The organism is Streptomyces sp. NPDC048290 (assembly GCF_040652095.1).
GTDB lineage: Bacteria > Actinomycetota > Actinomycetes > Streptomycetales > Streptomycetaceae > Streptomyces.
Genome location: NZ_JBEZLM010000047.1, coordinates 1 through 26771 on the forward strand (window position 1 = coordinate 1; position 26771 = coordinate 26771).

Below are 26771 nucleotides of genomic sequence, written 5' to 3' on the forward strand. Positions count from 1 at the left end.
GGCGGCCCTCGCTGCCGACCGCCCGCCCCAGGCTCAGGACGTACGGCCCACGACCAGCCATTGCGAGGGCAGGGTGAGCCGGGCGCCGTCGGGGGTGTACTCCGTGGTGGTCAGCGGGAGTTCACCGCTGGCGAGCACCGTGAGACCGGCCGCACCGAGGTAGACGGGCACCGCCGCGTCGGCCACCTCGCCCGGCGCGATGCCGTGCCGGAAGATGGGCGCGAGCTTGGCGGGCGGTCCCTCCGGGCGCTGCGCGAGCCCCTTCAGCACCGCCCCCGCGGCCTCCGCCAGTTCCACCAGGATCGCCCGGCCACGGGTGCCGAGCAGCGCCGCCATCCCGTCGACCAGGGCCTGCCGGTCGTCCGGCGCGCACTGGTGCAGGACCCCGCGCAGATAGACATTGGCGTCGCCCAACTCCGCGTGCAGGGCCCGGGTCGCGGTGGTGTCGGTGGCGTCGAGCACCCGGTAGGCGGCCTGTCCGGCGGGGTCGGCGGCCTGGGCGCGGGCCACCGCCGCCTCGGACAGATCGGCGCCCAGCACCCGGGGGAAGCGTTCGGCGAGGTAGCGGGTCTGGGTGCCGTTGCCGCAGCCCAGGTCGACCATCGGCAGCCCCGGGTCCACGATCCGCGGCTCGAACAGCGCCAGATGGGCCCCCGCGGTCAGCACCGGCTCCGCGTCCCAGAACACCGCGCCGGGTGTGTCCGGCGCCTCCTGCCAGAACCCTTCCCAGGACTCCCGGTACCGCGCGGTCACACTCATGCCCAACTCCCCACCGGCGACGCCATATCACCGTAAGTAACGGTCGAGTACGGTCATATCGCGCCACGGGGCGGGCTACAAGGTGTGGGTCGATTCCTTCACGGCCTTCACGGCGCCTGCCGCGAACACCCTCCGGTCCCGGGCCCCTCGGTGGGTCAGTGGCGGGCGGGGCGGCGGCGGGGCAGGGTCAGTTCGCACCACACCGTCTTGCCGACGCCGGTCCGGCTCGCGCCCCACTCCCGGGCCAGGGTGCTCACCACCCGCAGCCCCCGCCCCTCGTCGTCCAGCGGCCCGGCGCTCAGCAGCGTCGGCAGCTCGTGGTCGTCGTCGTCCACCTCGCACAGCAGGGTCTCGCCGCGCACCAGCCGCAGCTCCACCGGCCCGCGCCGGGAGTGCCGTACGGCGTTGGTGACCAGCTCGCTCACCAGCAGCTCGGCGGTCTCGGTCAGTTTGCGCGGCAGCTCCCACTCGTGCAGTTGCTCACGGACCACCGCGCGGGCCCGGCACACCTCCGAGGGGTCCACGGCGAACCGCCACTCGGCCACGTCCTCGGGGGCGATGCCGCCGAGCCGGGCCATCAGCAGCGCCACGTCGTCCTTGCGTCCACCGCGGGTGTTGAGGGCGCGGATGATGGTGTCGCAGGCGTCGTCCATTGAGGCGGCCGGATGGGCGGCGGACTCGCACAGCGTGGCCAGGCCGACGCCGATGTCCTCGCCGCGCATCTCCACCAGCCCGTCGGTGCACATCACCAGCCGGTCGCCGGGCTCCACCGGGATCCGTACCGTCTCGAAGGGCACCCCGCCGACGCCGATCGGGGCGCCGGTCGGCAGATCGAGCAGTGCGCTGCGCCCGTCCGCGGCGTGCACCAGCACCGGTGGGATGTGCCCGGCGTTGGCGATCGTCAGCTCCCCGGCGATCGGGTCGTAGACCGCGTAGAGGCAGGTGGCGAGATAGGTGTCGCCGAGCCGCTGGGCGAGGTCGTCGAGATTGCGCAGCAGCCGCGCGGGCGGCACGTCCAGCGCGGCCATGGTCTGTACGGCGGTGCGCAGCTGGCCCATCATGGCGGCCGAGTGGAGGCCGTGGCCCATCACGTCACCGACGACCAACGCGGTGCGGGCGCCGGGCAGTTTCACCGCGTCGAACCAGTCGCCGCCGATCCGGCCGAGCAGGGTGCCCGGCAGATAGCGGGTGGCGATGTCGCAGCCCGCCAGGTGCGGTGCGATGTGCGGCAGCATGTTGTCCTGGAGGGTGTCGGCGACGGCCTCCTGGAAGGTGTACATGCGCGCGTTGTCCAGCACGAGGCCCGCGCGGGCGGCGAGTTCGGCGCCGGTGACCCGGTCCATGTCGTTGAACTCGGGGCGCTCCGGGTGGCGCAGCAGGATCATGAAGCCGAGCACCACGTCCCGCGCCTTCAGCGGGACGACCAGCATGGAGCGGTGGGTGATCAGCGGCCGGATGTCCCGCTTCTCGAACTGCGCGGCGATGGCGTGTCCCATCTCCTCGCCGATCCGGGGCACGAGGACGGGTTCACCGGTGGTCATGCACTGGAAGAACGGGGTGTGCGCGGGGAACGGCATGGCCTCGCCGACCGGGACGACATCGTCCCAGCGGCCGGGTTCGTCGGTGTGCTCGACGGCCACCCGGTGCCACATGGTCGTGGTGTCCGGCACTCCGGCCGCGAACCCCTCGCCCGCGACGACCTGTTCGCGCAGATAGGTTCCGGCGACATCGGTGAAGCGGGGGACGACGGCCCGGCTGACCTCGACGATGGTCCGGGACAGATCCAGTGACGTGCCGATCTTCCCGCTGACCTCGTTGAGGAACTCCAGGCGCTCGCGGACCGCCGCGTACTCCAGGTCCTCGGCCTCGTCGGCGAGGTCCTCGGGGACCGGCAGGCCGTGCGCCCTGGCCCGGTCGGCGCGCTCCCGGCGGGCCCGGCGCTCGGCGCGCCGGGGCACACCCCAGTCGGGGGTGACCGGCACCCGTTCGTGACGGCTGAACTCCAGCACGGGATAGCCGAGTTCGAGGATCTGGGTGACGATCCGGGCGGCGTCCCGCACGCTCATGCTGGGCAGGATGTCGGGCAGTTCACGGGCGAGCCGCTCGGCGCCGGGGAAGTCGGTGTGCAGGGCGAAGCCGGGGGCGATGTGCTCCAGGGTCCGTGCGCCGACGGTGTCCGGGCGGCGCGGGGCCCCGGGGTCGGGGGCGCCAGGTGGGCGCAGTGCCGCGGCGTCGGCGGCGAGCACCAGCAGCCGCTGCGGTCCGGGGCCGACCAGCGGATAGGCCCACCACAGGACGTCGATACGCCCGCTGCCGGGCACGGTGAGCCGGGCGCGTCCGGCGGCCGGGTAGGACAGCCGTCCGCCGAGCGAGGACTCCAGATCGGGCCCGGGGTCGTCGTACCCGCCGCGTACCGGGTCGCCGGGGGCGGGCCGCTCGGCGTCGTCGGGCAGGGCGCCGGAGACGGGCAGCAGATCGGTGACCGGGCGCCCGATGGCGGCGTCCTTGGCGACCCGGAAGATCCGGCGTGCGCCGCTGCTCCAGTGGGAGACCAGTCCGCCGCCGTCGACCACGACGACGGCGAGGGGGATGCGTCCGGCGGTGGACCACTCCCCTGGTGTGTCCGGTCCGGGGGCGCGGCCGGGTACTTCCCGGTCGGTGCCATGGTTCATGGCCCAGCCTCTCTCCCCGTGCCTGCGCAAGATCTGTTCCCGCGACCACGGTACGGCGACGCCCGCTCACTATGTGTGCCAATACCTGAATTCCCCGCGACGGTCCGCGCGGCACCGCTCCGGCACACTCAGGCGTGCGTGGAGGCGCCCGGGTGAGCGGTGCGCGCGGGGGGGGTGTGAACCGTCGGAACCGTCAGTCCTCGTGGCCGAGTTGCAGGTCGCGTTCGGTGCGTCCGCCTCCGGCGACCTGGAGGACGGTGGCGACCGGCGGGTATCCGGCGGCGATGACGGTGTACTCGCCGGAGGAGAGGTCGACGAAGCGGAAGGTGCCGTCGGGACCGGTGGTGAGGGTGTCGACGACATTCCCCGCGGCGTCGAGCAGGGTGACCCGGGCGTCCTCGACGGGTCGTCCGCCACCGGCCCGGACCGTGCCGCGCAGCACGGCGCCGCCCGCGAGTTCGATGTCCTGGCGGGTCTCGCGGGACGCCTGGACGGTGACCGGGAGGGCGGCCGGGCGGAAGGCGGGGGCGCTGGCGGCGAGGGTGTACTCGCCCGCCACCAGTTCGGCGATGACATAACCGCCCTCGCGCCCGCTGCGGGTGCTGGAGACGACTTCGCCGTGCACATTGGTGAGGGTGACCGTGGCGTCCCGTACGGGGCTGCCGTCGGCGGTGAGCACCGCACCGGCGAGCCGCCCGGCGCCGCCGAGGACCACGTCGAGTTCGACGGGGCGTTCGCCGACGCTGACGGAGACGGCCTGCGGCTGGTGGCCGCCCGCGGCGGCGATCAGGACATAGGCGCCGGTGCCCGGGGTGGCGAGGGCGTAGCGCCCGTCCTCGCCGCTGGCGCCCCGGCCGACCTGCTTGCCGGCCACGTCGATGAGGGTGAGCGCGGCGCGGGGCACGACGGTGCCGTCGGGATGCTGGACCGTGCCGCAGACCGGAATCCCGGCGCTGTGCGGGACGCGGGCGGCGGGGACGGTGACGGTCACCTCGGTGATGTGCGGCTCGGCCGTGGGGGCGTTGTGGGACACCAGGGGTTTCTCCTTGAGGAAGAAGGCGATGAGCAGACCGAGGACGAGGACCGGTACCAGGTACAGGAAGATCCTCGGCATGGCGTCGGCGTACGCCTGGATGTAGGCGTCGCGCAGGGCGGGCGGCAGCGCGTGCACGGCCTGTGGGGTGATCGACTCGGCGTCGGGCAGGGCGGTGCCGGGCGCGCGGGGCAGCCGGTCGGCCAGGGCGTCGGTGAGCCGGTCCGCGAAGAGCGTGCCGAAGACGGCGGCGCCGACGCTGCCGCCGATCTGCCGGAAGTAGTTGTTGGCGCTGGTCGCGGTGCCGAGGTCGGCGGCGCGCACGGAGTTCTGCACGGCGAGCACGAGGACCGGCATCACCATCCCGATCCCGGCGCCGAGCACGAACATCCAGACGCTGTACTGCCAGCGCGGGGTGCCGATCTCCAGCCGGGAGAGCAGATACATGCCGACGACGGAGAGGGCGCCGCCCAGGATGGGGTGGATCTTGTAGCGGCCGGAGTGGCTGATGAGCTGTCCGGAGACGATGGACGCGCCGACGATGCCGCCCATCATGGGCAGCATCAGCAGCCCCGACTCGGTGGCGGAGGCACCGTCGACCATCTGGAGGTAGGTCGGCAGATAGCTGGCCGCGCCGAACAGGGCGACCCCGATCACCAGGCCGACCAGACCGGTGATGTTGAAGACGGAGTCACGGAACAGCCGCAAGGGGATGAGGGGTTCGGCGGCGAACCGCTCGGCGGCCAGGAAGAGCAGCGCCGAGACCACGGCCCCGGCGGCGAGCGCCACGATCGTCCGCGAGCCCCAGGCGTACTCGGTGCCGCCCCAACTGGTCAGCAGGACCAGACAGGTGGAGGCGGCGGCCAGCAGCAGCGTGCCGAGCACGTCGAAGCGGGCTTTGGCGGCGGGCTTGGGGAGTTTGAGGACGACGGCGACCACGGCCATGGTGAGCAGGCCGAAGGGGATGTTGATGTAGAAGCACCAGCGCCAGGAGAGATGGTCGGTGAAGTAGCCGCCGAGCAGCGGTCCGGCGACCGAGGCCAGTCCGAAGGCGGCACCGATCAGGCCCATGAACCGGCCGCGTTCCCGGGGCGGCACGATGTCCGCGATGATCGCCTGGACGCCGATCATGAGGCCGCCCGCGCCGACGCCCTGCACCGCGCGGAAGGCGATCAACTGGTCCATGGTCTGGGCGCGTCCGGCGAGGGCGGAGCCGATGACGAACACCACGATCGCGAACTGGAAGACGCCCTTGCGGCCGAGGAGGTCGCCGAGCTTGCCGTAGACCGGGAGGCCGACGGTGGAGGTGAGCAGATAGGCGGTGATCGCCCAGGACATCCGGTCCAGGCCGTGGAGTTCGCCGACGATCTTCGGCAGCGCGGTGGCGACGATCATCTGCTCCAGCGCGGCGAGCAGCAGCGCGAGCATCAGCCCGAAGAAGACCAGTCGCACCCGGCGCGGGCTGAGTCCGCCGGGGGCGGCTTCGGCGGCCGGGGCGGAGGGGGGCGGCGCGGGAGGTGCCGGGGACGCTCCGTCCCGCACCGGTCCGTCCTGCACCAAGGTGATCCCGCCCACGTAACGCTCCCCTCGTCGCGCCTGCCGCACATGTCCCGCGTGAAGCGAGAACTCACGGCAAGCGCTACGAGTTACGACAGGACGGGAGATCAGGGGGCGATCCACTCGAACCGGTGAGAATCAGCGATGTTCGGTTTGAATCGACTCACGGTGTTTCGCGTCACGGGAGGCCGCGGGAGGGGTCAACTCGCTTACGGCCAGGGGCCCTTGAAGCCGGTGAGCCAAGAGCCCCGCGGTCCCGGGACGGCTACTTCTCGACCTCGGCCGCGAGCCGGGCGAGGATCGCGTCGTAGATCCGGCCGAGGCCCTTGGGGGCGAAGGTCCGCTCGAAGAAGCCGCCGATGCCCCCGGCGCCGGTCCAGGTGCTGGTGACCACGACCCGGGACGCGCCCTCACCGGCCGGGGTGACCCGCCAGACGGTGACCATGGACGAGTTGCGGTCCTTCTCGACCAGTTCGCCGTCGCTGGGCTCGGTGACCTCCAGCAGACAGTCGCGGATCCGCTTGCTGGTGGCCTGGAGCTTCCAGTGGACGAGGCTGCCCTCGCCGTCGCCGCCCTCGCGCACCTCGTACTCGCTGAACTGTTCGGGCAGCAGCTTCGCGCGCGTTCCGGTGTAGTCGGCGAGGGTGTCGAACACCGTCTCCGGGTCCGCTGCGACGACCCGCTCGGTAGTGGCCTCGACCTGCGCCATCGGCTTCCTCCAGGACATGCGTACTCGGGGCTTGCTCGGGACGCGACCACCCAACCACCCCGGTCGCCGGGCGCCCAAATCGGGGTGCGGAGGCGGTTACGGAACTGATCGGTCGAGTGACACGCCGTACCCGGAAGTGGCGTTCGCACGATCAAGGGAACAGATGTTCTATTCTGTGCCGCAGTGCTACCGAGGAGGCGTCATGCGCTGGGAGAACCTCACCGTCGAGTCCGGCGGCCACAGCCGGGCGGCGGACGCCGCGCTGTTCGGCGCGGACGCCGTGGTCACCCGCACCTTCGACACGCCCGAGTTCCGCGGCATCACCTTCCACGAGGTGCGGGCCCGCTCGATCGTCAACCGGGTGCCCGGGGTCTCCCGGATGCCGTTCGAATGGACGGTCAATCCCTACCGGGGCTGCTCGCACGCCTGCGTGTACTGCTTCGCCCGCAAGTCGCACAGTTATCTGGACCTCGACACGGGCCTGGACTTCGACTCGCAGATCGTGGTCAAGGTGAACGCGCCGGAGCTGCTGCGCCGCCAGCTCGGCTCCCGCCGCTGGCAGGGCGACCACATCGCCATGGGCACCAATGTGGACTGCTACCAGCGCGCGGAGGGCCGCTACCGGCTGATGCCGGGCATCCTGTCCGCCCTGCGCGACCACGCCAATCCCTTCTCGATCCTGACCAAGGGCACGCTGATCCTGCGCGACCTGGACCTGCTCACCCAGGCCGCCGAGGTCACCGACGTCGGCATATCCGTATCCGTCGGCTTCACCGACCCGGAGCTGTGGCGCACGGTCGAGCCGGGCACCCCGGCCCCGGAACGGCGCCTGGACGTCGTGCGGGCGCTGGCGGACCGGGGCATCGGCTGCGGGGTGCTGATGGCGCCGGTGCTGCCCTTCCTGAGCGACCATCCGGCCCAGTTGCGGGCCACCGTGCGGGCGGTCGCCGCCGCCGGGGCCACCTCGGTCACGCCCCTGGTGCTCCATCTGCGGCCGGGCGCCCGCGAGTGGTACGCCGCCTGGCTGGCCCGCCACCACCCGCACCTGGTCCGCCGCTACGAGCGGCTCTACGCGGACGGGGCCTACGCGCCGAAGTGGTACCAGCGCCGGATCACCCGTCAGGTGCACGACCTGGCCCGGGAGTACGGGATCGGGCCGACCCGCGCGGGTATGCCCCGCCGCGTCGTGGAACCGGCCCCGGCGGCCCCCCTGGCGGAGACCGGCCCGACCCAGCTCTCGCTGATCTGAGCCCGCGACACGCCCGACCCGCCGCCACCGCGCACCGGGCGGCCACCATGCACACCGCGGCGTGTCGGAAGACATCGGCGCGCACCGGAGGGCGCCGCGAGGCATTCGGCGCGCACCTGAGGGCGCCGCAGGGCATCAGAGGGCATCCAGCGGGCATCAGAGCGCATCTGAACGCATCCAGCGGGGCAATTGGGTTAATTAGTAAGTAAACAGGTTCTTTCGGATGGCTCGTCCGGGACGATGCCGCGCGGGACCGTGACACGCGCGGTCCGATTCCCCGCCTCCGGGAGGCCCCATGAGAAGTCGCGCAGCCGTGCTCTGCGGCGCCGCGGCCGTCGTCCTCGCCGGTACGGTCACGGCCCCGCCCGCCACCGCCGACCCCTCCGCCCCCGCGCCCCTGACCTGGCAGAAGTGCGGCACCACCGCCTACCCCGCGCTCCAGTGCGCCGCGCTGGAGGTGCCGCTCGACCACGGCGACCCGGACGGCGAGCAGATCACGCTGGCCCTGTCCCGCGTCCCGCACACCGCGAAGACCTTCCAGGGACCGCTGCTGGTCAACCCCGGCGGCCCCGGCGGCAGCGGCCTCAGCCTCGCCGGACACGTCGCCTCCACCCTGCCCAGGGAGGTCGCCGCCCAGTACGACGTCATCGGCTTCGACCCGCGCGGGGTGGGCCGCAGCCGCCCCGCCCTGGACTGCTCCCCCGGCCACTTCGCCCCGGTCCGCCCGGACTCGCTGCCCGCCACTCCCGCCGCCGAACAGGCCGGACTCACCCGGGCCAAGTCCTTCGCCGACGCCTGCGCGCGCAAGCACGCGTCCCTGCTGCCGCACCTCGACACCCTCAGCGCCGCCCGGGACATGGACCGGATCCGGGCCGCCCTGGGCGCCGACCGGATCAGCTACTTCGGCTACTCCTACGGCACCTACCTGGGCGCCGTCTACGCGAGGCTCCGCCCCGAGCGGGTGCGCCGGGCCGTGCTGGACTCGATCGTCGACCCCACCGGCGTCTGGTACGCCGACAACCTCGCCCAGGACCAGGCGTTCGACATCCGCCACCGCGCCCTCATGGCGTGGATCGCCCGCCACGACAGCACCTACCGGCTGGGCACCGACCCCGCGCGGGTCACGGCGGCGTGGTACGAGATGCGCGCCGCCCTCGCCGCACACCCCGCCGAGAAGAAGGTCGGCGCCGCGGAGCTGGAGGACACCTTCCTGCCGGGCGGCTACTACAACGGCTACTGGCCCCACCTCGCCGAGGCGTTCGCCGCGTACGTCAACGACCGGGACCCCGGCCCGCTGGTCGACGCGTACGAGGACTTCGCCGCCGTGGACGCCGCCGGGGACAACGGCTACAGCGTGTACGCCGCGGTGCAGTGCCGGGACGCCCACTGGCCGCGCGACTGGGGCAGCTGGCGCGAGGACAACTGGCGGACGTACGCCGGGGCGCCCTTCATGACCTGGAACAACGCCTGGTACAACGCGCCGTGCGCGTTCTGGCCCGTGGAGCCGCTGCGCCCGCTGGACGTGGCCAACGACAAGCTGCCCCCGGTGCTGCTGTTCCAGGCGACCGGCGACGCCGCCACCCCGTACGCGGGCGGCGTACGCCTGCACCGGCTGCTGGGCGGCTCCCGCCTGGTCGTCGAGGAGGGCGGCGGCAACCACGGTGTCTCGCTCAGCGGCAACAGCTGCCTGGACCGGCATCTGGCGGCCTACCTCACCGACGGCACGGTCCCGCGCCGCGAAGACGGCACGGACGGCTCCGACGGCGCCGACGCCGTGTGCCCGGCGTCGCCCGAGCCCGCGCCGCGCACGGCCAGGGCGGCGGACGGCTCCGCCGACGGGGCGGCGCTGCACCGACTGCTGGGGTTCCGGGGCTGACACCGCCCGGGGCGGGGCGTTGTCAGACCCGTGATCCATGATGGACCCATGAGTGAGCTGACGAGGATTCCCGCCCCGGCCGGGGTCGCCCCCGCCGCCCAGTACACGCACGTGGTGGCGGCCACCGGCCGTCTCGTGGCCGTCTCCGGGCAGCTCCCGCTGGACGAGCGGGGGGAACTGGTCGGCGAGGGCGACCCGGCCGCCCAGGCCCGCCAGGTCTTCGAGAACCTCAGCCGGTGTCTGACGGCGGCGGGCGCGGACTTCGACGACGTCCTCAAACTCACCTACTTCGTCACGGACATGGCCCACATGCCGGCCATCCGCGCGGCCCGCGCCGCGCACATCCCCGACGACCGGCTCCCGGCGGCCTCCGCCCTCCAGGTGGCCGCACTGGTCCGCCCCGAGTTCCTGATGGAGATCGAGGCCCTCGCGGTGGTGACCGACCGATGACAGCGACCGCCACCCGGGTCCGGGAGATGCGGTACGAGGACTGCGACCGGGTCGCCGAGATCCGCACCGAGGGCTGGCGCTCGGCGTACCGGGGTCTGATGCCGCAGCCCTATCTCGACGGTCTGAGCGCCACCGAGGACGCCGAGCGGCAGCGCGCCCGCCTCACCGGCCCCCCGGCCACCGTGGTCGACCTGGTGGCCGAGCGCGACGGCGAGGTGCTCGGCTGGGCCTGCCACGGCCCGTACCGCGCGGACACGGGCACGCCGTCCGCCGACGCGGAGCTGTACACGCTGTATGTGGACCCGACCCGGCAGGGCGAGGGCGTCGGACAGGCACTCCTGCGGGAGTCCCTGCGCCGCTGCGTGGCCACCGGCCACCCCCGGATGCTGCTCTGGGTGGTCGAGGGCAACACCCGAGCCCGCCACTTCTACGAACGCGCGGGCTTCACGCCAGACGGCACACGCGAGCCGTACGAGGTAGCGGGCTCGCAGGTCCCAGAACTGCGCTACACGAGAACCCTGCGGGACTGAGGCCTTTTGGGGGCGCGGGGAACTGCGCGAAAAGCGACCACAACCCGCACCCGCATCGAATCACCAGCCCAGGTCTCCCAGGGGCGCTGGGGGTACCCCCTCTGGGGGAGGAACTGCGCGAAAAACGACCACAACCCGCACCCGGAAACGAAACACCAGCCCGGCACACGCACCCCGGCCCCCACAGCCCGCGGCTACGCGCCCCGCTGCTCCGGAATCCTCGCCAACGCCACCATCGCCGCCTCCGCGAGCGCCGGGTGCGCCAGAGCCCGCTGAAGCACCGGCCGCGCCCGTGGATCACCGAGCGCGGCCAGCCCCTCCACACAGGCCAGCGCCACCCGGCGGTACGGATCGTGCGGACCCAGCCGCCGCTGGAGCGTGGTGACCAGCGCGGGGACGGACTCGGGCGCCCGCAGCGCGGTGAGCAGCCGTACGGGGTGCAGGGCGTAGGCGACCCGCAGTTCATTGGTGGCGAGGGCGGCTGCCGCGCGGGCCGTACGCGGATCGCCGAGCCGGGACAGGGCCTCGGCGGCGGAGGCGCAGCGCGCCGGGTCGCGATGGTTGAGCAGCAGGACGAGCGCTTCGAAGGCCCGGCGGTCACCGGCCAGGCCCAGCCGGTAGGCGACCAGTTCGCGGGCCCACAGCGGCTGTCCCGGGGCGGTCAGCAGCTCCGCGAGTTCATCGGGGTCGTGGGTCGCCGCGAGCCGTTCGTAGAGGGCCGAGGGGCCCGACTCCTGGCGCAGCCGCGCCAGGACCGACGGCTCGGCGGGTTCCGCGTGATCCACCTGTTCCACTTCTTCCATGAGGCCGCATCACTCCGGTCGGTAGGGAACACCAGTGACATACCCGGCGCCGTGACATCAACTCCGGTGGTGGGCACGGGGACACGGGAGCCAAGGGACACCGAGCGACACCGAGCGACACCGAGCGACCCATAGGCACAGGGACGCAGCGCCACAGCGCCACAACGCGACGGCGTCGAGGCGTAGGCCACATTCCCAGGGACTGGCGCGCTCGTTACTCGCCGGTTAATCTCAGAGGAGCGGGCCACCCCCCGCATCCCCGCTCGTGACGGCCTGGTGACGCAGCCGCGGCGAGCTTCGACGATCCGGCCACGGGACAGGGCCGGTCGGTCTCACCGTTCCCCGGACATCTGTGTGTCCGGCGTGACGGAACCGGGCGTGTGCGCTCCGTCGCCCGACACCTCACCCGCACCACACGCAGCCGCACTGCACGCAGCCGCACCACACGCAGCCGCACTTCAGGCAGCCGCACTTCACGTACCCGCACCGCACGCACCCGTGCCCCGCGCACCGGTGCTCCACCGCACCGTGCTCCACCGCACCCGTGCCCCACGCACCGTGCTCCGCGCGCGCTCAGCGACGCGCGTTCCCAGTCGTCACCTCACCCTCATCTCTGGAGAGTCCGCGATGGCCACTCCCCTGTCCCCCTCCACCCCCGCCACCCCCGCCCCCGCTCTGCCGACCGTCGCCGTCGTCGGTCTCGGCACGATGGGCACCGGTATCGCCGAGGTCCTCGTCCGCGCCGGGCGGACCGTGATCGGCATCGACGTCAGCGAGGCCCAGGCAGTCCGCTGCGGCGCCGCCCTGGAGGCGTCCACCGCCCGTGCCGTGGCACGCGGCCGGCTCACCGAGGAGCAGCGCTCCGAGGCGCTGGCCCGGCTGACCACCGGCACCGATCTGCGGGCGGCGGCCGACGCCGACCTGGTCATCGAGGTGGCGCCGGAGTCGTACGAGATCAAGCAGGGCATCTTCGCCGAGCTGGACACGATCGTGCGGGCCGACACGATCCTCGCGACCGGCACCAACGCGCTGTCGGTGACCCGGCTCGCGGCGGAGTCGGCGCGGCCCGAGCGGGTGCTCGGGGTGCACTTCTTCAACCCGGCGCAGGCGATGAAGCTGGTCGAGGTGGTCTCCTCGGTGCTCACCGCGCCGGCCGCGGTGGACGCGGTCACCCGGCTCGCCCTGGACCTGGGCAAGGAGCCGGTGGCGGTCGGGGACCGGCCGGGATTCGTCGCGGACGGGCTGCTGTTCGGCTATCTCAACCAGGCCGCGGCGATGTACGAGGCCAAGTACGCGTCCCGGGAGGACATCGACGCGGCGATGCGGCTGGGCTGCGGGCTGCCCATGGGTCCGCTGGCGCTGCTGGACCTGATCGGGGTGGACACCGCGCGGACGGTCCTGGACGCGATGTACGCCGAGTCCCGCGACCGGCTGCACGCGCCCGCGCCGATCCTCAAGCAGCTCAGCGAGGCGGGCCTGACCGGCCGCAAGGCGGGCCGCGGCTTCTACACGTACGACGCCCCGGGCGGCGCCACCGTGGTGCCGGACGCGCTGACCCCGGCCGCCGGGGGCGTCGGGGCGGTGGGGCGCGATGTGCGCACGGTCGGCGTGGCCGGGTCGGGCACCATGGCGTCCGGCATCGCCGAGGTGTTCGCGAAGGCGGGCTACGACGTCGTCCTGGCCGCCCGCACCGCCGACAAGGCGGAGGCGGCCCGCGCCCGGATCGGGAGGTCCCTGGCCCGCTCGGTCGACAAGGGCCGGATGACCTCCGAGGCCGCGGCGAAGACCCTGGACCGGATCACCCCGGCCGGGTCCTACGACGCCTTCGTGGACGTCGATCTGGCGGTGGAGGCGGTCGCCGAGGACCTGGAGGTCAAGCGGCAGCTGTTCGCGACGCTGGACAAGGTGTGCAAGCCGGGCGCGGTGCTGGCCACGACCACCTCCTCGCTCCCGGTCGTCGCCTGCGCCCGTGCCACCTCCCGGCCGCAGGACGTCATCGGTATGCACTTCTTCAACCCGGCCCCGGCGATGAAGCTGGTCGAGGTGGTCCGTACGGTGCTGACCTCCGACGAGGTCCACGCGACCGTCCGGGAGGTGTGCGGGACGCTGCGCAAGCACCCCGTGGACTGCGGCGACCGGGCCGGTTTCATCGTGAACGCGCTGCTGTTCCCGTATCTCAACAACGCGATCAAGATGGTCCAGGACCACTACGCCTCGCTGGACGACATCGACGCGGCGATGAAGCTGGGCGGCGGCTACCCGATGGGCCCGTTCGAGCTGCTGGACGTGGTCGGCCTGGATGTCTCGCTGGCCATCGAGAAGGTGCTGCACCGCGAGTTCCGCGAGCCGGGCCTCGCCCCGGCCCCGCTGCTGGAGCATCTGGTGGCGGCGGGCTGCCTCGGCCGCAAGACGGGCCGCGGCTTCCGCGAGTACGCCCGCCGCTGACCATGCGCCCGACGTCCGCCCCCGCCCACGGCCCCGGAGGGGACGCGACCGGCGGGGCGCGCGATCCCGGGGCGACCGGGCCCCCGGGGGCGGGTTCCCCCACACCCGCCCCCGGGCCACTCACGGGCACCGGGCCCGGCACCGCCGGCCCCGGACACGAGTCCCCCAGGACCGGGAAGCCCGGGGCCCCCGAGCCCAGGACCACTGAGCCCAGGACCACTGCCCCAGCAACACGCAGCCCCACAGGCACCGGCCCCGAGACGCCCCACCCCCCGAGCGCCACCCCCGGCAGCCCTGCCGACGACACCCCCACTCCCGCCGCACCGCCCGCCACCCCCCACCCCCGCCCGGAACGCCTCCAGGACCGGATCGACGCCTGGTTCGGCGCGGGGGCCGAGTGGGGCGGGCTGCTCGACCCGGCCGCCGCCCGGCCGCCCGTACCGCCCGCCGCGCCCGCGCCCGCGCGAGGCCGGGGAGACCCCCGGCACGCGCATCAAGCTGCGCACATGCAGTACGTTCAGGTCATGTCCCAGCCCGCCAAGTCCTCACGTACACCCGCCACGCCCGACGCACCGGAGAGTGCGGCGGGCAGCCGTGCGGCCAGCCAGCGGCTGAAAATGCGCCGGGAACTGGCGGCGGCGGCGATGGAGCTGTTCGCCACCAAGGGGTACGAGGCGACCACCGTCGACGAGATCGCGGCCCAGGCCGGGGTCGCCCGCCGCACCTTCTTCCGCCACTTCCGCTCCAAGGAAGAGGCGATCTTCCCCGACCACGACGACACCCTGATCCGCGCCGAGGCGGTCCTCAACGCGGCCCCGGCGCACGAGCATCCGCTCGACACGGTGTGCCGGGGCATCAAGGAAGTCATGAAGATGTACGCGGCCCGCCCGGAGATCTCGGTCGCCCGCTACAAGCTGACACGTGAGGTGCCCACCCTGCGCGAGGCCGAGATCGCCTCGGTGGCCCGTTACGAACGCCTCTTCACCCGCTATCTCCTCGGCCACTTCGACGAGCACGCGCACGACGACGACGCCAACGACGATCCGCTGCTCGCCGAGGTCGCCGCCTCCGCCGTGGTCACCGCCCACAACCACGTCCTGCGGCGCTGGCTGCGGGCCGGTGGACAGGGCGATGTGGAGGCACAGCTCGACCACGCCTTCGCGATCGTCCGCAAGACGTTCGGCTCCGGCATCATGGCGGGCCGCGCCACCCCCGCGAAGCCGGCCTCCTCGGCGGCCTCGGCGCACGGTGAGGTCCTGGTCACGGTGGCCCGTACGGACGCCCCGCTGGACGAGGTGATGCGCACCATCGAAGAGGCGCTGAAGGAACGGTCGTAGCGAGCACGGTCCGCCCCGACGGGGGGGCAAAGGGCCACACAGGGGCCGCGGTCATCGGACCGCGGCCCCTGTCCCGTTTCCCACCCCTTTTCCCCGCTCTCCGGCCTTCACCCACCCCCCATCTGATCGATCATCGCTCACTTGTTACGTAAAGATTTCACCTGAGCGCGATTCTTGGCACTCAGTGCCTTGTCAGCTGACACGGGGTGTCATACGTTGAAGAGGTCCGGCCCGTCCCGGTGAGTACACCCCTCGCCCCGTCGGACGCCTGCGTCACAGGCACCCTCCCGCGCCACAAAGCGCTGCCGAACAGCACCACCACCGCCCGCCGGAACGGCGGCGCACCCCCCTCACCCTCAGCAGCACCACCGACGTCCCCTCAGCGCCCCTCCCTCAGGGCGCCATTCGCCGGAGGCAACACCGTGACCGTGAAGGACATCCTGGACGCGATCCAGTCGGCCGACGCCAGCGCCGCCGACTTCGCCGCACTGCCGCTCCCCGAGTCGTACCGCGCGATCACCGTGCACAAGGACGAGACGGAGCTGTTCGCGGGTCTGGAGACGCGGGACAAGGACCCGCGCAAGTCGATCCACCTGGACGACGTCCCGGTGCCCGAACTGGGCCCCGGCGAGGCCCTGGTGGCCGTGATGGCCTCCTCGGTCAACTACAACTCCGTGTGGACCTCGATCTTCGAGCCGCTGTCCACCTTCGGCTTCCTGGAGCGCTACGGCCGCCTCAGCGAGCTGACCAAGCGGCACGACCTGCCGTACCACGTCATCGGCTCCGACCTCGCGGGTGTGGTGCTGCGCACCGGACCCGGGGTCAACGCCTGGCGGCCCGGCGACGAGGTCGTCGCGCACTGTCTCTCCGTGGAGCTGGAGTCGTCCGACGGGCACAACGACACCATGCTCGACCCGGAGCAGCGGATCTGGGGCTTCGAGACCAACTTCGGCGGCCTCGCCGAGATCGCGCTCGTCAAGTCCAACCAGCTGATGCCCAAGCCGGACCATCTGAGCTGGGAGGAGGCCGCCGCGCCCGGCCTGGTCAACTCCACCGCCTACCGGCAGCTCGTCTCCCGCAACGGGGCCGGGATGAAGCAGGGCGACAACGTGCTGATCTGGGGCGCCAGCGGCGGCCTCGGCTCCTACGCCACCCAGTTCGCGCTGGCCGGCGGCGCCAACCCGATCTGTGTGGTCTCCAGCGAGCAGAAGGCGGCGATCTGCCGGGCCATGGGCGCCGAGGCGATCATCGACCGCAACGCCGAGGGCTACCGGTTCTGGAAGGACGAGCACGAGCAGGACCCGCGCGAGTGGAAGCGGTTCGGCAAGCGCATCCGCGAGCTGACCGGCGGCGAGGACGTCGACATCGTCTTCGAGCACCCCGGCCGGGAGACCTTCGGCGCCTCGGTCTATGTGACCCGCAAGGGCGGCACCATCGTCACCTGCGCCTCCACCTCCGGCTTCCAGCACGAGTACGACAACCGCTATCTGTGGATGTCGCTGAAGCGGATCATCGGCTCGCACTTCGCCAACTACCGCGAGGCGTGGGAGGCCAACCGGCTGGTCGCCAAGGGCAAGATCCACCCCACGCTCTCCAAGGTGTACGCCCTGGAGGAGACCGGCCAGGCCGCCTACGACGTCCACCGCAATCTCCACCAGGGCAAGGTGGGCGTGCTGTGCCTGGCGCCGGAGGAAGGTCTCGGGGTGCGGGACACGGAGAAGCGCGCCCGGCACATCGACGCCATCAACCGCTTCCGGAACGTGTGAGGGACCGCGGATGACGGAGCGTCAGCCGGGCCCCGAGCGCCCGGAGAAGGACCGGCCATGGCTCATGCGCACCTACGCCGGCCACTCCACGGCGGAGGCGTCCAACGAGCTGTACCGGCGCAATCTCGCCAAGGGGCAGACCGGTCTTTCGGTGGCGTTCGACCTGCCGACCCAGACCGGCTACGACTGCGACCACATCCTGGCGCGGGGCGAGGTCGGCCGGGTCGGCGTGCCGGTCGCGCACCTCGGTGACATGCGCCGGCTGTTCCAGGACATCCCGCTGGAGCAGATGAACACCTCCATGACCATCAACGCCACCGCGATGTGGCTGCTGGCGCTGTACCAGGTGGTCGCGGAGGAGCAGGGCGTCGACATCACCCGCCTCCAGGGCACCACCCAGAACGACATCGTCAAGGAGTACCTGTCCCGGGGCACCCATGTGTTCCCGCCGGTCCCGTCGCTGCGGCTGACCACGGACATGATCTGCTACACGGTCAACAACATCCCCAAGTGGAACCCCATCAACATCTGTAGCTACCACCTCCAGGAGGCGGGGGCGACCCCGGTCCAGGAGATCGCGTACGCGATGTCGACGGCGATCGCGGTGCTGGACGCGGTGTTCGCGTCGGGGCAGATCGCCGAGGACCGCAAGGGCGATGTGGTGGCGCGGATCTCGTTCTTCGTGAACGCGGGCGTCCGGTTCATCGAGGAGATGTGCAAGATGCGGGCCTTCTCCCGCATCTGGGACACAGTCACCCGGGAGCGCTACGGCATCGAGAACCCCAAGCAGCGCCGGTTCCGCTACGGCGTCCAGGTCAACTCGCTGGGGCTGACCGAGGCGCAGCCGGAGAACAACGTCCAGCGGATCGTGCTGGAGATGCTGGCGGTCACCCTCTCCAAGGACGCCCGCGCGCGGGCCGTGCAACTGCCCGCCTGGAACGAGGCACTGGGCCTGCCCCGCCCCTGGGACCAGCAGTGGAGCCTGCGCATCCAGCAGGTGCTGGCCCATGAGAGCGACCTGCTGGAGTACGAGGACATCTTCGCCGGCTCCTACGTCATCGAGGAGAAGGTCACCTCGCTGGTGAAGGAGTCACTGGCGGAGATGGACCGCATCGAGGAGATGGGCGGCGCGATGGCCGCCGTCGAGTCGGGCTATCTCAAGGCGCAACTGGTCTCCTCGCACGCCGAGCGGCGCGGGCGGATCGAGTCGGGCCAGGAGAAGATCGTCGGGGTCAATATCTTCGAGACCACCGAGCCGAACCCGCTGACCGCCGATCTGGACACCGCGATCATGACGGTGGACCCGCAGGTGGAGGCGCGCGCGATACGGGCCATCGAGGAGTGGCGGACCACCCGTCAGGAGTCCTCGGACCGGCAGGGCGAGGGCGACCCGTTCCACTTCCCGACGGTGGCGCAGACCCTGGAGCGGCTCAAGGAGGCCGCCGCGGGCGCGGAGAACCTGATGGACGCGACCCTGGAGTGCGTCCGGGCGGGCGTCACGACCGGTGAGTGGGCGGGCGCCCTGCGCGAGGTGTTCGGCGAGTTCCGCGCCCCGACCGGGGTGTCGTCCGCGCCGATCGCGGTGCCGGTGGAGGAGGGCAGCGCACTGGCCGGGGTCCGCCTGAAGGTGGAGCGCACGGCCCGCGAGCTGAACGCGGGCAAGCTGCGCTTCCTGGTCGGCAAGCCGGGCCTGGACGGGCACTCCAACGGGGCCGAGCAGATCGCGGTACGGGCCCGGGACGCCGGTTTCGAGGTGGTGTACCAGGGCATCCGGCTCACCCCGGCGCAGATCGTGGACGCCGCCATCGCCGAGGACGTGCACGCGGTGGGCCTGTCCATCCTGTCCGGCTCGCACGCCCAACTGGTCCCGGACGTGCTGGTGCGGCTGCGCGAGGCGGGCGCCGGGGACATCCCGGTGATCGCCGGCGGGATCATCCCGAACGCGGACGCCGAGCAGCTCAGGGCCGCCGGAGTGGCCGCCGTCTTCACCCCGAAGGACTTCGACATCACCGGGATCATCGGCCGTATCGTCGACGAGATCCGCACAGCGAACCAGCTCGACCCCCTGGAGGTCCCCGCATGACAACGCCCGTGAACCGACTGCGTCCGCGGCGTTCCTGCCTCGCGGTCCCGGGCAGCAACCCGCGCTTCCTGGAGAAGGCCCAGGGGCTGCCCGCGGACCAGGTGTTCCTGGACCTGGAGGACGCCTGCGCGCCGCTCGCCAAGCCGGAGGCACGGCACACCATCGTCAAGTTCCTCAACGAGGGCGACTGGACGGGCAAGACCCGTGTGGTGCGGGTCAACGACTGGACGACGGAGTGGACGTACCGCGATGTGGTGACCGTGGTGGAGGGCGCGGGCCCGAACCTGGACTGCATCATGCTGCCGAAGGTGCAGGACGCCCAGCAGATCGTGGCCCTCGACCTGCTGCTCACCCAGATCGAGAAGACCATGGGCTTCGAGGTCGGCCGGATCGGCATCGAGGCGCAGATCGAGAACGCGCGGGGGCTGAACAACGTCAACGCGATCGCCGAGGCCAGCCCGCGGGTGGAGACCATCATCTTCGGCCCGGCCGACTTCATGGCGTCCATCAACATGAAGTCGCTGGTGGTGGGCGAGCAGCCGCCCGGCTATCCGGCGGACGCCTATCACTACATCCTGATGAAGATCCTGATGGCGGCCCGCGCCAACGACCTCCAGGCGATCGACGGCCCCTACCTCCAGATCCGCAACGTCGACGGCTACCGCGAGGTCGCCGGCCGGGCCGCGGCACTGGGCTTCGACGGCAAGTGGGTGCTGCACCCGGGCCAGGTGGAGGCGTCCAACGAGATCTTCTCGCCGTCCCAGGCCGACTACGACCACGCCGAGCTGATCCTGGACGCGTACGCGTACTACACGTCCGAGGCGGGCGGCAAGAAGGGCTCGGCGATGCTCGGCGACGAGATGATCGACGAGGCCAGCCGGAAGATGGCGCTGGTCGTCGCGGGCAAGGGCCGGGCGGCGGGGATGTCCCGCACATCGACGTTCGAGATCCCGGAGGACTGAGCACAGATGCAGTTCGGACGCACCTACGAGGAGTTCGAGGTCGGCGCGGTCTACAAGCACTGGCCGGGCAAGACGGTCACCGAGTACGACGACCACCTCTTCTGCCTCCTCACCATGAACCACCACCCGCTCCACCTGGACAGCCACTACGCGGAGCAGACCACCGACTTCGGCAGGAACGTCGTCGTCGGCAACTACATCTACTCGCTGCTGCTGGGCATGAGCGTGCCGGACGTGTCCGGCAAGGCCATCGCCAACCTGGAGATCGAGTCGCTGCGCCATGTGGCACCGACGTTCCACGGCGACACGCTGTACGGCCAGACCACGGTCCTCGACAAGTGGCCGTCGAAGTCGAAGAACGACCGCGGGATCGTGCACGTCGAGACCAAGGGCTACAAGCAGGACGGCACCCTGGTCTGCGTCTTCCGCCGCAAGGTCATGGTCCCCACCGAGACGTACATCAAGGAGCGCGGCGGAGAACAGCCCGGCCGCCCGGAGCTTCAGGAGAGCTGAATGAGCCGCCTCGCCCAGACCGCCGGTCTCACCGACATCCAGCGGGAGATCCTCGCGACGGTCCGTGACTTCGTCGACAAGGAGATCATCCCGGTCGCCACCGAGCTGGAGCACCGCGACGAGTACCCCCAGCAGATCGTGGACGGCCTCAGGGAACTCGGCCTGTTCGGCCTGATGATCCCGGAGGAGTACGGCGGTCTGGGCGAGTCCCTGCTGACGTACGCGCTGTGTGTGGAGGAGATCGCCCGGGGCTGGATGTCGGTCTCCGGGATCATCAACACGCACTTCATCGTGGCGTACATGCTCAAGCAGCACGGCACGGAGGAGCAGAAGGCGCACTTCCTGCCGAGGATGGCGGCCGGGGACGTGCGGGGCGCGTTCTCGATGTCGGAGCCGGCTCTCGGCTCGGATGTCTCGGCGATCACCTCCAAGGCGGTGCGCGACGGCGACGCGTACACCCTGACCGGCCAGAAGATGTGGCTCACCAACGGCGGTACGTCGTCGCTGGTGGCGGTGCTGGTACGGACCGACGAGGGGTACCCGGAGGGCACCGCGCCGCATCGGTCGATGACGACGTTCCTGGTGGAGAAGGAGCCCGGCTTCGGCGAGGTCCGCCCCGGACTCACCATCCCCGGCAAGATCGACAAGATGGGCTACAAGGGCGTCGACACCACCGAGCTGATCATGGACGGACTGCGCATTCCGGCCGATCGCGTGCTCGGCGGCACCACTGGCCGGGGTTTTTACCAAATGATGGACGGTGTGGAGGTGGGCCGGGTCAATGTCGCGGCCCGTGGCTGCGGGGTCGCCCAGCGTGCCTTCGAGCTGGGTGTGAGCTACGCCCAGCAGCGCCATACGTTCGGCAGGCCGATCGCCCAGCACCAGGCCATCCAGTTCAAGCTGGCGGAGATGGCCACCAAGGTGGAGGCGGCCCATGCGATGATGGTGAACGCGGCACGCAAAAAGGATTCCGGCGAACGAAACGACCTTGAAGCGGGGATGGCGAAGTACCTCGCCTCCGAGTACTGCAAGGAGGTCGTGGAGGACGCCTTCCGTATCCACGGCGGGTACGGCTTCTCCAAGGAGTACGAGATCGAGCGCCTCTACCGGGAGGCCCCGATGCTGCTCATCGGGGAGGGCACCGCCGAGATCCAGAAAATGATCATCGGGCGCAGGCTGCTCGAAGAGTATCGGTTCCAGGGCTGAATGCCGGAGACAGGGTGTTTTGTTCGAGAAGAAGATCACACCCCGTAGGCGGTGTCCGGCCGCCGACTCGGCTTCCTGGCTTACCCAGTTGTGGCCATGAACCGCTACGATCGCCGGACAGCCGCCGTCCCCCGTCCAGTGCGGCATCACCCGCTACGAAGGTCATCCATGCCCCACAGCCAAACCTCTGCACACCGAGACAGCCTGGCCGGCGTACGCCTCGCGCGCGGAGCCTCGCCGTGGCTTCTCCCTACCGTCGCCACCGCAGCCGTCAGCCTGCTGCGCGCCCGCCGCTCGGGCGCCGCCAAGGCCGTCGCCGTCCCCGCCACCGCCCTCGCGGCGGGGATGCTGTGGTTCTTCCGCGACCCCGAGCGTGAGATCGCCACCGGCACGGTCATCTCCCCCGCCGACGGTGTGGTGCAGAGCATCATGCCGTGGAAGGACGGCCGGACCCGGGTCGCGATCTTCATGAGCCCACTCAATGTTCATGTCAACCGCGCCCCGCTGTCCGGCACGGTCACCTCGGTCGAGCACATCCCCGGTGGCTTCGTTCCCGCCTTCAACAAGGAGAGCGAGAACAACGAGCGGGTGGTGTGGCACTTCGACACCGAGCTGGGCGACATCGAGATGATCCAGATCGCCGGCGCCGTCGCCCGGCGTATCGTGCCGTACGTGCCCGAGGGCACCAAGGTCGAGCAGGGCGACCGGATCGGACTGATCCGCTTCGGCTCACGTGTCGACCTCTATCTGCCGGAGGGCGTGGAGGTCGCGGTCGAGGTCGGTCAGAAGACCGTGGCTGGGGTGACTCGCATTGACCGTGATTGACCCGGAGACCCAGGCGGGCTGGGTGCCCGAGGCCGAGGAACCCGACGAAGACGAGGAGATGCCGCTCTCGCTCCGCCTGTCGATAGCGGACACCCTCACCCTCGGCAACGCCACGTGCGGCTTCATGGCGGTGTACTTCACCACCACCGGCATCCTGATCCCGCACCTCACCGGCAGCCAGGAGACCGGCATGGCCCGCCACAGCGCGGCCACGGCGGTGATCCTGATGCTCTGCGCGGCGGTCTTCGACCTGTTCGACGGCCTGGTCGCGCGCAAGCTGCGCTCCTCCCCCATGGGCGCCGAGCTGGACAACCTCTCCGACCTGATCAGCTTCGGACTGGCCCCGGCGTACTTCGTGCTGGTCTACGGCATGGTCGCGGACGACGCGCACCAGAGAGTGGCCGCGGTCGGAGCGATCGTGGTGCTGCTCGCCGTGGTCCTCAGGCTGGCCCGGTTCTCCTGTGTGACCCCGCCCAACGGCATGTTCCAGGGTATGCCCAGCCCCTTCGGGGCGCTGACGGTGGTCTCCATCGTGCTGCTTGAGCTGCCCTTCGTGGCGACGCTGCTGGCGATCCTCGGGACGGCCTGGCTGATGGTGAGCCGGGTCGAGTACCCCAAGCCGCGCGGGCGGCTCGCCGTCGCGATGCTGTCGTGGATCGTGGTCAGCATGGGGTTGCTCGCGGCGTGGGCCTTCGACGCGCCCAGCGGGCAGCTGCTGCTCCAGACCGGGTGCGCGCTTCAGCTGGTGATGGGCGCGGTGATTCCGCTGTTCGCCACGGCTCGGCGGGTGAACAACTTCCGTGACAATCGGCGGGAGTCTCGGGCGGCGCAGTTGCCGTAGCGCTCCGCTGGGTGCCCCGGACTGGCGAGGTTGCTGGTCCGGGGCCTTTTTGTGTGCGGAATCGGGGCTGGCGGGGCTGGTCTGTGGGTGGGTGAGTGAGTGAGTGCGGGTTGGTGGGGGCTGGGTGCGCGGTTCCTCGCGCCCCTGAGGGGGTTCCTCGGCCGTGGGTGTCATGGGGCGGGTTGGTGGGGGCTGGGTGCGCGGTTCCCCGCGCCCCTGGGGGGGTGTCCCTGGGGGGGGTGTTCCTGGAGTCAGGTCAGGTAGTCGTGGGCGATCTTCTGGGCCACGCGTTCCAGGAGGGGGCCCGCTTCCGTGATGCAGCGGGTGATGTCGGGTTCCTCGGCGGTGAGGGGGTAGGCGCGGCGGATGCCCGCGCGGCCCAGGGTCTTCGGGGGGAGGGCCAGGCGTCCGCAGACCGCTACGACGTCCTTGCTCGCCGCGCGGGCCGCAGCCGCCACCCCGGCCGGGGCCTTGCCGTGCAGGGTCTGCTCGTCGAGCGAGCCCTCGCCGGTGATGACGAGATCGGCGCGGGCCAGGGCGGGGGCGAAGCCCAGGACGTCGAGCATGACCTCGATACCGGGGCGGAAGCGGGCACCGGCGATCAGGGCGCCGTACCCGAGACCGCCCGCCGCGCCCGCGCCCGGGGAGACGGCGAACCCGGCCGCCTTCGGTCCCGCGGTCTCTGTCAGTACCTCGGCGTAGTGGGTGAGCGCCGCGTCCAGCCGGGCCACGTCGTCCGGGGAGGCGCCCTTCTGGGGGCCGTACACCGCCGGGGCGCCCTTGGGGCCGGTCAGGGGGTTGTCGACGTCGCTGGCGAGGACGAGGTCGATATGGGTGAGGCGGGGGTCGAGGGCGGTGAGGTCGGCGGTCGCCAGCGTGGTGAGGGCGCCGCCGCCCGGGGGGACCGGGTGGCCGTCGCTGTCCAGGAAGCGGGCGCCGAGTGCGGTGAGCATGCCCGCGCCGCCGTCCGTCGTGGCGCTGCCGCCGACGCCGAGGACGACGGTCCGGGCGCCCGCGTCCAGCGCGGCCTGCAAAATTTCGCCGGTTCCGTAGGTCGAGGCGCGCAGCGGGGCGAAGACGCCGTCGGGGAGGCGCTGGAGTCCGCTGGCCTCCGCCATCTCGACCACGGCGGTGCCCTCGCGCAGCGCGAACGCCGCGGTCACCGGAGCGCCGAGCGGCCCGGCGACCCGTACCTCGTGCCGTACGAAACCGGCGGCGAGGGCGGCGGCCACCGTGCCGTCGCCGCCGTCGGCCACCGGGAGGGACTCCACGGTGAGGTCCGGGACGACCCGGCGCAGTCCGGCGGCCACCCGCTCGGCGACCTCGACCGCCGTCAGCGACCCCTTGAACTTGTCGGCGGCGACCAGTACCCGCCGGGTACCGCGCACGCCAGCAGCGTCTGCCACGTTGCTCTCCCCTCGCTCTTCGGGCCTTGAGCGGATCAAGGCAGTCGCGCCGCTGCGACCTTAACCGGAGCGCGGCCCCGCCGTCATGCCCCCCGGCGGGCGGCGGGGGCTGGCTACCCTTGCCGGGTGACCACTCCTGATTTCGCCACGTACATCGCCGGGCTGCCGCGTGTCCTCGCCGGTGCCGCCGCGCTCTTCCGGGACGCGGAGGGGCGGGTGCTGCTGGTCGAGCCGAACTACCGGGACGGCTGGGCGCTGCCCGGCGGCACCATCGAGTCGGACGACGGCGAGACGCCCCGGCAGGGCGCCCACCGCGAGACGCTGGAGGAGATCGGCCTCGACCGTCCACTGGGCCGGCTGCTCGCCGTGGACTGGGTGTACCGGGCGGGCTGGCCGCCGCTGGTGGCGTATCTGTACGACGGCGGGGTGCTGAGCGAGACGGACCTCAAGGCGATCCGGCTCCAGGAGGAGGAGCTGGTGTCCTGGCGGCTGGTGCCGCCCGCCGAACTGGACCCCTACCTGCTGGGCCCGCTGGGACCCCGGGTCCGGGCCGCGCTGGACGTCCTGGCCGACGGCTCGGGCACGGTGGAGCTGGAGAACGGCGAGCGGATCGCCTGACCGCCTCAGCCCTCTTGGAGGCGTGGCTTGATGTCGATGGTCCGCAGCGCCTCGTCCCGGGTGGCGGTGCGGGCCTCCGTACGGTGACCGCGCTGGATGTAGTCCCGGACGACGAGTTCCACGGCGTCCTGGGGGTTGCCGACACCCGCCAGGACCATGACTTCCACGACGAGTTCGGCATCGAGTTCGACGGTGACCTTGGCCATGGACGGACGCTAACACCCGGGTCGGCGGGATACCCCGGTCTCGGGGAGATCGGGCGGGGATATCTGTTCGCCCGCCCGATCCCCCCGCCCTACCCTCGACCCCATGACCAAGCCCCTCGTCGCCCTGCTCAGCGGGGCCGGTATCAGTACCGACTCCGGAATCCCCGACTACCGGGGGCCCAATGGGGTGTGGCGGCGTGATCCTGAGGCCGAGAAGTTGGTGACGTACTCGTACTACATGGGGGATCCGGAGATCCGGCGGCGGGCCTGGCGGATGCGGCGGGAGGGGCGGGCGCTGAGCGCCGAGCCCAATGACGCGCACCGGGCCGTGGCCGCGCTGGAGCGGTCCGGGGTGCCGGTGCGGGTGATCACGCAGAACGTCGACGGGCTGCACCAGCTCGCCGGGATGCCCGCCCGCAAGGTGCTGGAGCTGCACGGCAGTGCCCGGAGCGTGGTGTGCACGGGGTGTGGTGCGCGCGGGTCGATGGCGGAGGCGCTCGCCCGGGTGGCGGCCGGGGAGGAGGACCCGCCGTGCCGGGAGTGCGGGGGCATCCTGAAGTCCACGACGGTGATGTTCGGGGAGCGGCTCGATCCCGGGGTGCTGGCGGAGGCGGTGGCCGTCACCAAGGCGTGCCAGGTGTTCTTCGCCGTCGGCAGCAGCCTCCAGGTCCAGCCCGCCGCCGGGCTCGCGGGGCTCGCCGCCGACCACGGGGCCCGGCTGGTCATCGTCAACGCCGAGCCGACCCCGTACGACGACCGCGCCGACGACGTCGTACGGGAGCCGATCGGGACGGCCTTGCCGCGGCTGCTCGGGGCGCTCGCCGAGGGGAGCTAGGGGGTGTCTGATGGATCTCCGTGGGAGAAGGAGCGGCGTTCGGTGCGTGCTCTCGGTGTGCCGGGCGGAAGCCCTCGTAGCGGAGCTACT

The 26771-nt window shown here is 71.7% G+C and carries 22 protein-coding genes; 15 read left to right on the top strand and 7 right to left on the bottom strand.

The genetic code is table 11. The annotated features are described in order from the left end of the window. Nucleotides 1–33: 33 nt before the first annotated feature. The 4 genes from AB0D49_RS40735 to AB0D49_RS40750 form a co-directional block, all read right to left on the bottom strand. Nucleotides 34–759: a class I SAM-dependent methyltransferase gene (locus AB0D49_RS40735; RefSeq protein ID WP_362768994.1), complete on the bottom strand. Its 726-nt coding sequence runs from the start codon at nucleotides 757–759 to the stop codon at nucleotides 34–36. 155 nt (nucleotides 760–914) lie between these two features. Further along, nucleotides 915–3431 carry a SpoIIE family protein phosphatase gene (locus AB0D49_RS40740; protein ID WP_362768997.1) on the bottom strand — a complete coding sequence of 839 codons (2517 nt, stop codon included), beginning with the start codon at nucleotides 3429–3431 and terminating at the stop codon, nucleotides 915–917. 193 nt (nucleotides 3432–3624) lie between these two features. After that, nucleotides 3625–6039, bottom strand: a complete 2415-nt coding sequence (locus AB0D49_RS40745; protein WP_362768999.1) for an MFS transporter — start codon at nucleotides 6037–6039, stop codon at nucleotides 3625–3627. A gap of 247 nt (nucleotides 6040–6286) precedes the next feature. Beyond that, complete coding sequence (locus AB0D49_RS40750) at nucleotides 6287–6730, bottom strand: SRPBCC family protein (RefSeq protein WP_362769002.1); 444 nt, start codon at nucleotides 6728–6730, stop codon at nucleotides 6287–6289. A 202-nt stretch (nucleotides 6731–6932) separates the two neighbouring features. Between AB0D49_RS40750 and AB0D49_RS40755 the strand changes: the two genes are divergently transcribed. From AB0D49_RS40755 to AB0D49_RS40770, 4 genes are all read left to right on the top strand, one after another. After that, nucleotides 6933–7979, top strand: coding sequence for an Rv2578c family radical SAM protein (locus AB0D49_RS40755; protein WP_362769005.1), 1047 nt, complete (start codon nucleotides 6933–6935; stop codon nucleotides 7977–7979). Nucleotides 7980–8274: 295 nt separating this feature from the next. Continuing rightward, a complete protein-coding gene (locus tag AB0D49_RS40760) occupies nucleotides 8275–9855 on the top strand; it encodes an alpha/beta hydrolase (protein ID WP_362769008.1) in 1581 nt (526 codons plus the stop codon). 48 nt (nucleotides 9856–9903) lie between these two features. Continuing rightward, the gene (locus AB0D49_RS40765; RefSeq protein WP_362769011.1) at nucleotides 9904–10305 is read left to right on the top strand and encodes a RidA family protein; all 402 of its coding nucleotides are present in this window, start codon (nucleotides 9904–9906) and stop codon (nucleotides 10303–10305) included. Continuing rightward, on the top strand, nucleotides 10302–10835 hold the full coding sequence (locus tag AB0D49_RS40770; RefSeq protein ID WP_362769013.1) for a GNAT family N-acetyltransferase: 534 nt from the start codon (nucleotides 10302–10304) through the stop codon (nucleotides 10833–10835). Before AB0D49_RS40765 ends, AB0D49_RS40770 begins: the two co-directional genes overlap by 4 nt. A gap of 194 nt (nucleotides 10836–11029) precedes the next feature. On the opposite strand, the gene AB0D49_RS40775 is transcribed toward AB0D49_RS40770, so the two are convergent. Beyond that, complete coding sequence (locus AB0D49_RS40775; protein ID WP_362769016.1) at nucleotides 11030–11620, bottom strand: adenylosuccinate lyase; 591 nt, start codon at nucleotides 11618–11620, stop codon at nucleotides 11030–11032. Between the two features lie 645 nt (nucleotides 11621–12265). On the opposite strand from AB0D49_RS40775, the gene AB0D49_RS40780 reads away from it, so the two are divergent. From AB0D49_RS40780 to pssA, 9 genes are all read left to right on the top strand, one after another. Next, nucleotides 12266–14083, top strand: a complete 1818-nt coding sequence (locus AB0D49_RS40780) for a 3-hydroxybutyryl-CoA dehydrogenase (protein ID WP_362769019.1) — start codon at nucleotides 12266–12268, stop codon at nucleotides 14081–14083. Nucleotides 14084–14607: 524 nt separating this feature from the next. After that, a complete protein-coding gene (locus AB0D49_RS40785) occupies nucleotides 14608–15420 on the top strand; it encodes a TetR family transcriptional regulator (RefSeq protein ID WP_362769052.1) in 813 nt (270 codons plus the stop codon). A gap of 422 nt (nucleotides 15421–15842) precedes the next feature. After that, nucleotides 15843–17186 carry a crotonyl-CoA carboxylase/reductase gene (gene ccrA / locus AB0D49_RS40790; RefSeq protein ID WP_362769022.1) on the top strand — a complete coding sequence of 448 codons (1344 nt, stop codon included), beginning with the start codon at nucleotides 15843–15845 and terminating at the stop codon, nucleotides 17184–17186. Nucleotides 17187–17196: 10 nt separating this feature from the next. Continuing rightward, nucleotides 17197–19269, top strand: coding sequence for a protein meaA (locus tag AB0D49_RS40795; protein ID WP_362769025.1), 2073 nt, complete (start codon nucleotides 17197–17199; stop codon nucleotides 19267–19269). Then, nucleotides 19266–20231: a CoA ester lyase gene (locus AB0D49_RS40800; protein ID WP_362769027.1), complete on the top strand. Its 966-nt coding sequence runs from the start codon at nucleotides 19266–19268 to the stop codon at nucleotides 20229–20231. The genes AB0D49_RS40795 and AB0D49_RS40800 overlap by 4 nt, the downstream gene beginning before the upstream one ends. A gap of 6 nt (nucleotides 20232–20237) precedes the next feature. Then, nucleotides 20238–20744: a MaoC family dehydratase gene (locus AB0D49_RS40805; RefSeq protein WP_362769030.1), complete on the top strand. Its 507-nt coding sequence runs from the start codon at nucleotides 20238–20240 to the stop codon at nucleotides 20742–20744. Next, nucleotides 20745–21950 (top strand): acyl-CoA dehydrogenase family protein, encoded by a 1206-nt coding sequence (locus AB0D49_RS40810; protein ID WP_362769033.1) that lies wholly within the window; start codon nucleotides 20745–20747, stop codon nucleotides 21948–21950. 168 nt (nucleotides 21951–22118) lie between these two features. Continuing rightward, complete coding sequence (locus tag AB0D49_RS40815; RefSeq protein WP_362769036.1) at nucleotides 22119–22775, top strand: phosphatidylserine decarboxylase; 657 nt, start codon at nucleotides 22119–22121, stop codon at nucleotides 22773–22775. After that, nucleotides 22762–23616 (top strand): CDP-diacylglycerol--serine O-phosphatidyltransferase, encoded by an 855-nt coding sequence (gene pssA, locus AB0D49_RS40820; RefSeq protein WP_362769038.1) that lies wholly within the window; start codon nucleotides 22762–22764, stop codon nucleotides 23614–23616. Before AB0D49_RS40815 ends, pssA begins: the two co-directional genes overlap by 14 nt. 251 nt (nucleotides 23617–23867) lie before the next feature. Here pssA and AB0D49_RS40825 read toward each other — a convergent pair whose 3' ends face one another. After that, complete coding sequence (locus AB0D49_RS40825) at nucleotides 23868–25022, bottom strand: glycerate kinase (RefSeq protein WP_362769041.1); 1155 nt, start codon at nucleotides 25020–25022, stop codon at nucleotides 23868–23870. A 126-nt stretch (nucleotides 25023–25148) separates the two neighbouring features. Between AB0D49_RS40825 and AB0D49_RS40830 the strand changes: the two genes are divergently transcribed. Continuing rightward, complete coding sequence (locus AB0D49_RS40830) at nucleotides 25149–25640, top strand: NUDIX hydrolase (RefSeq protein WP_362769043.1); 492 nt, start codon at nucleotides 25149–25151, stop codon at nucleotides 25638–25640. A 5-nt stretch (nucleotides 25641–25645) separates the two neighbouring features. On the opposite strand, the gene AB0D49_RS40835 is transcribed toward AB0D49_RS40830, so the two are convergent. Beyond that, the gene (locus AB0D49_RS40835) at nucleotides 25646–25846 is read right to left on the bottom strand and encodes a type II toxin-antitoxin system VapB family antitoxin (RefSeq protein ID WP_362769046.1); all 201 of its coding nucleotides are present in this window, start codon (nucleotides 25844–25846) and stop codon (nucleotides 25646–25648) included. A gap of 103 nt (nucleotides 25847–25949) precedes the next feature. Between AB0D49_RS40835 and AB0D49_RS40840 the strand changes: the two genes are divergently transcribed. After that, a complete protein-coding gene (locus tag AB0D49_RS40840) occupies nucleotides 25950–26681 on the top strand; it encodes a Sir2 family NAD-dependent protein deacetylase (RefSeq protein ID WP_362769049.1) in 732 nt (243 codons plus the stop codon). Nucleotides 26682–26771: the final 90 nt, after the last annotated feature.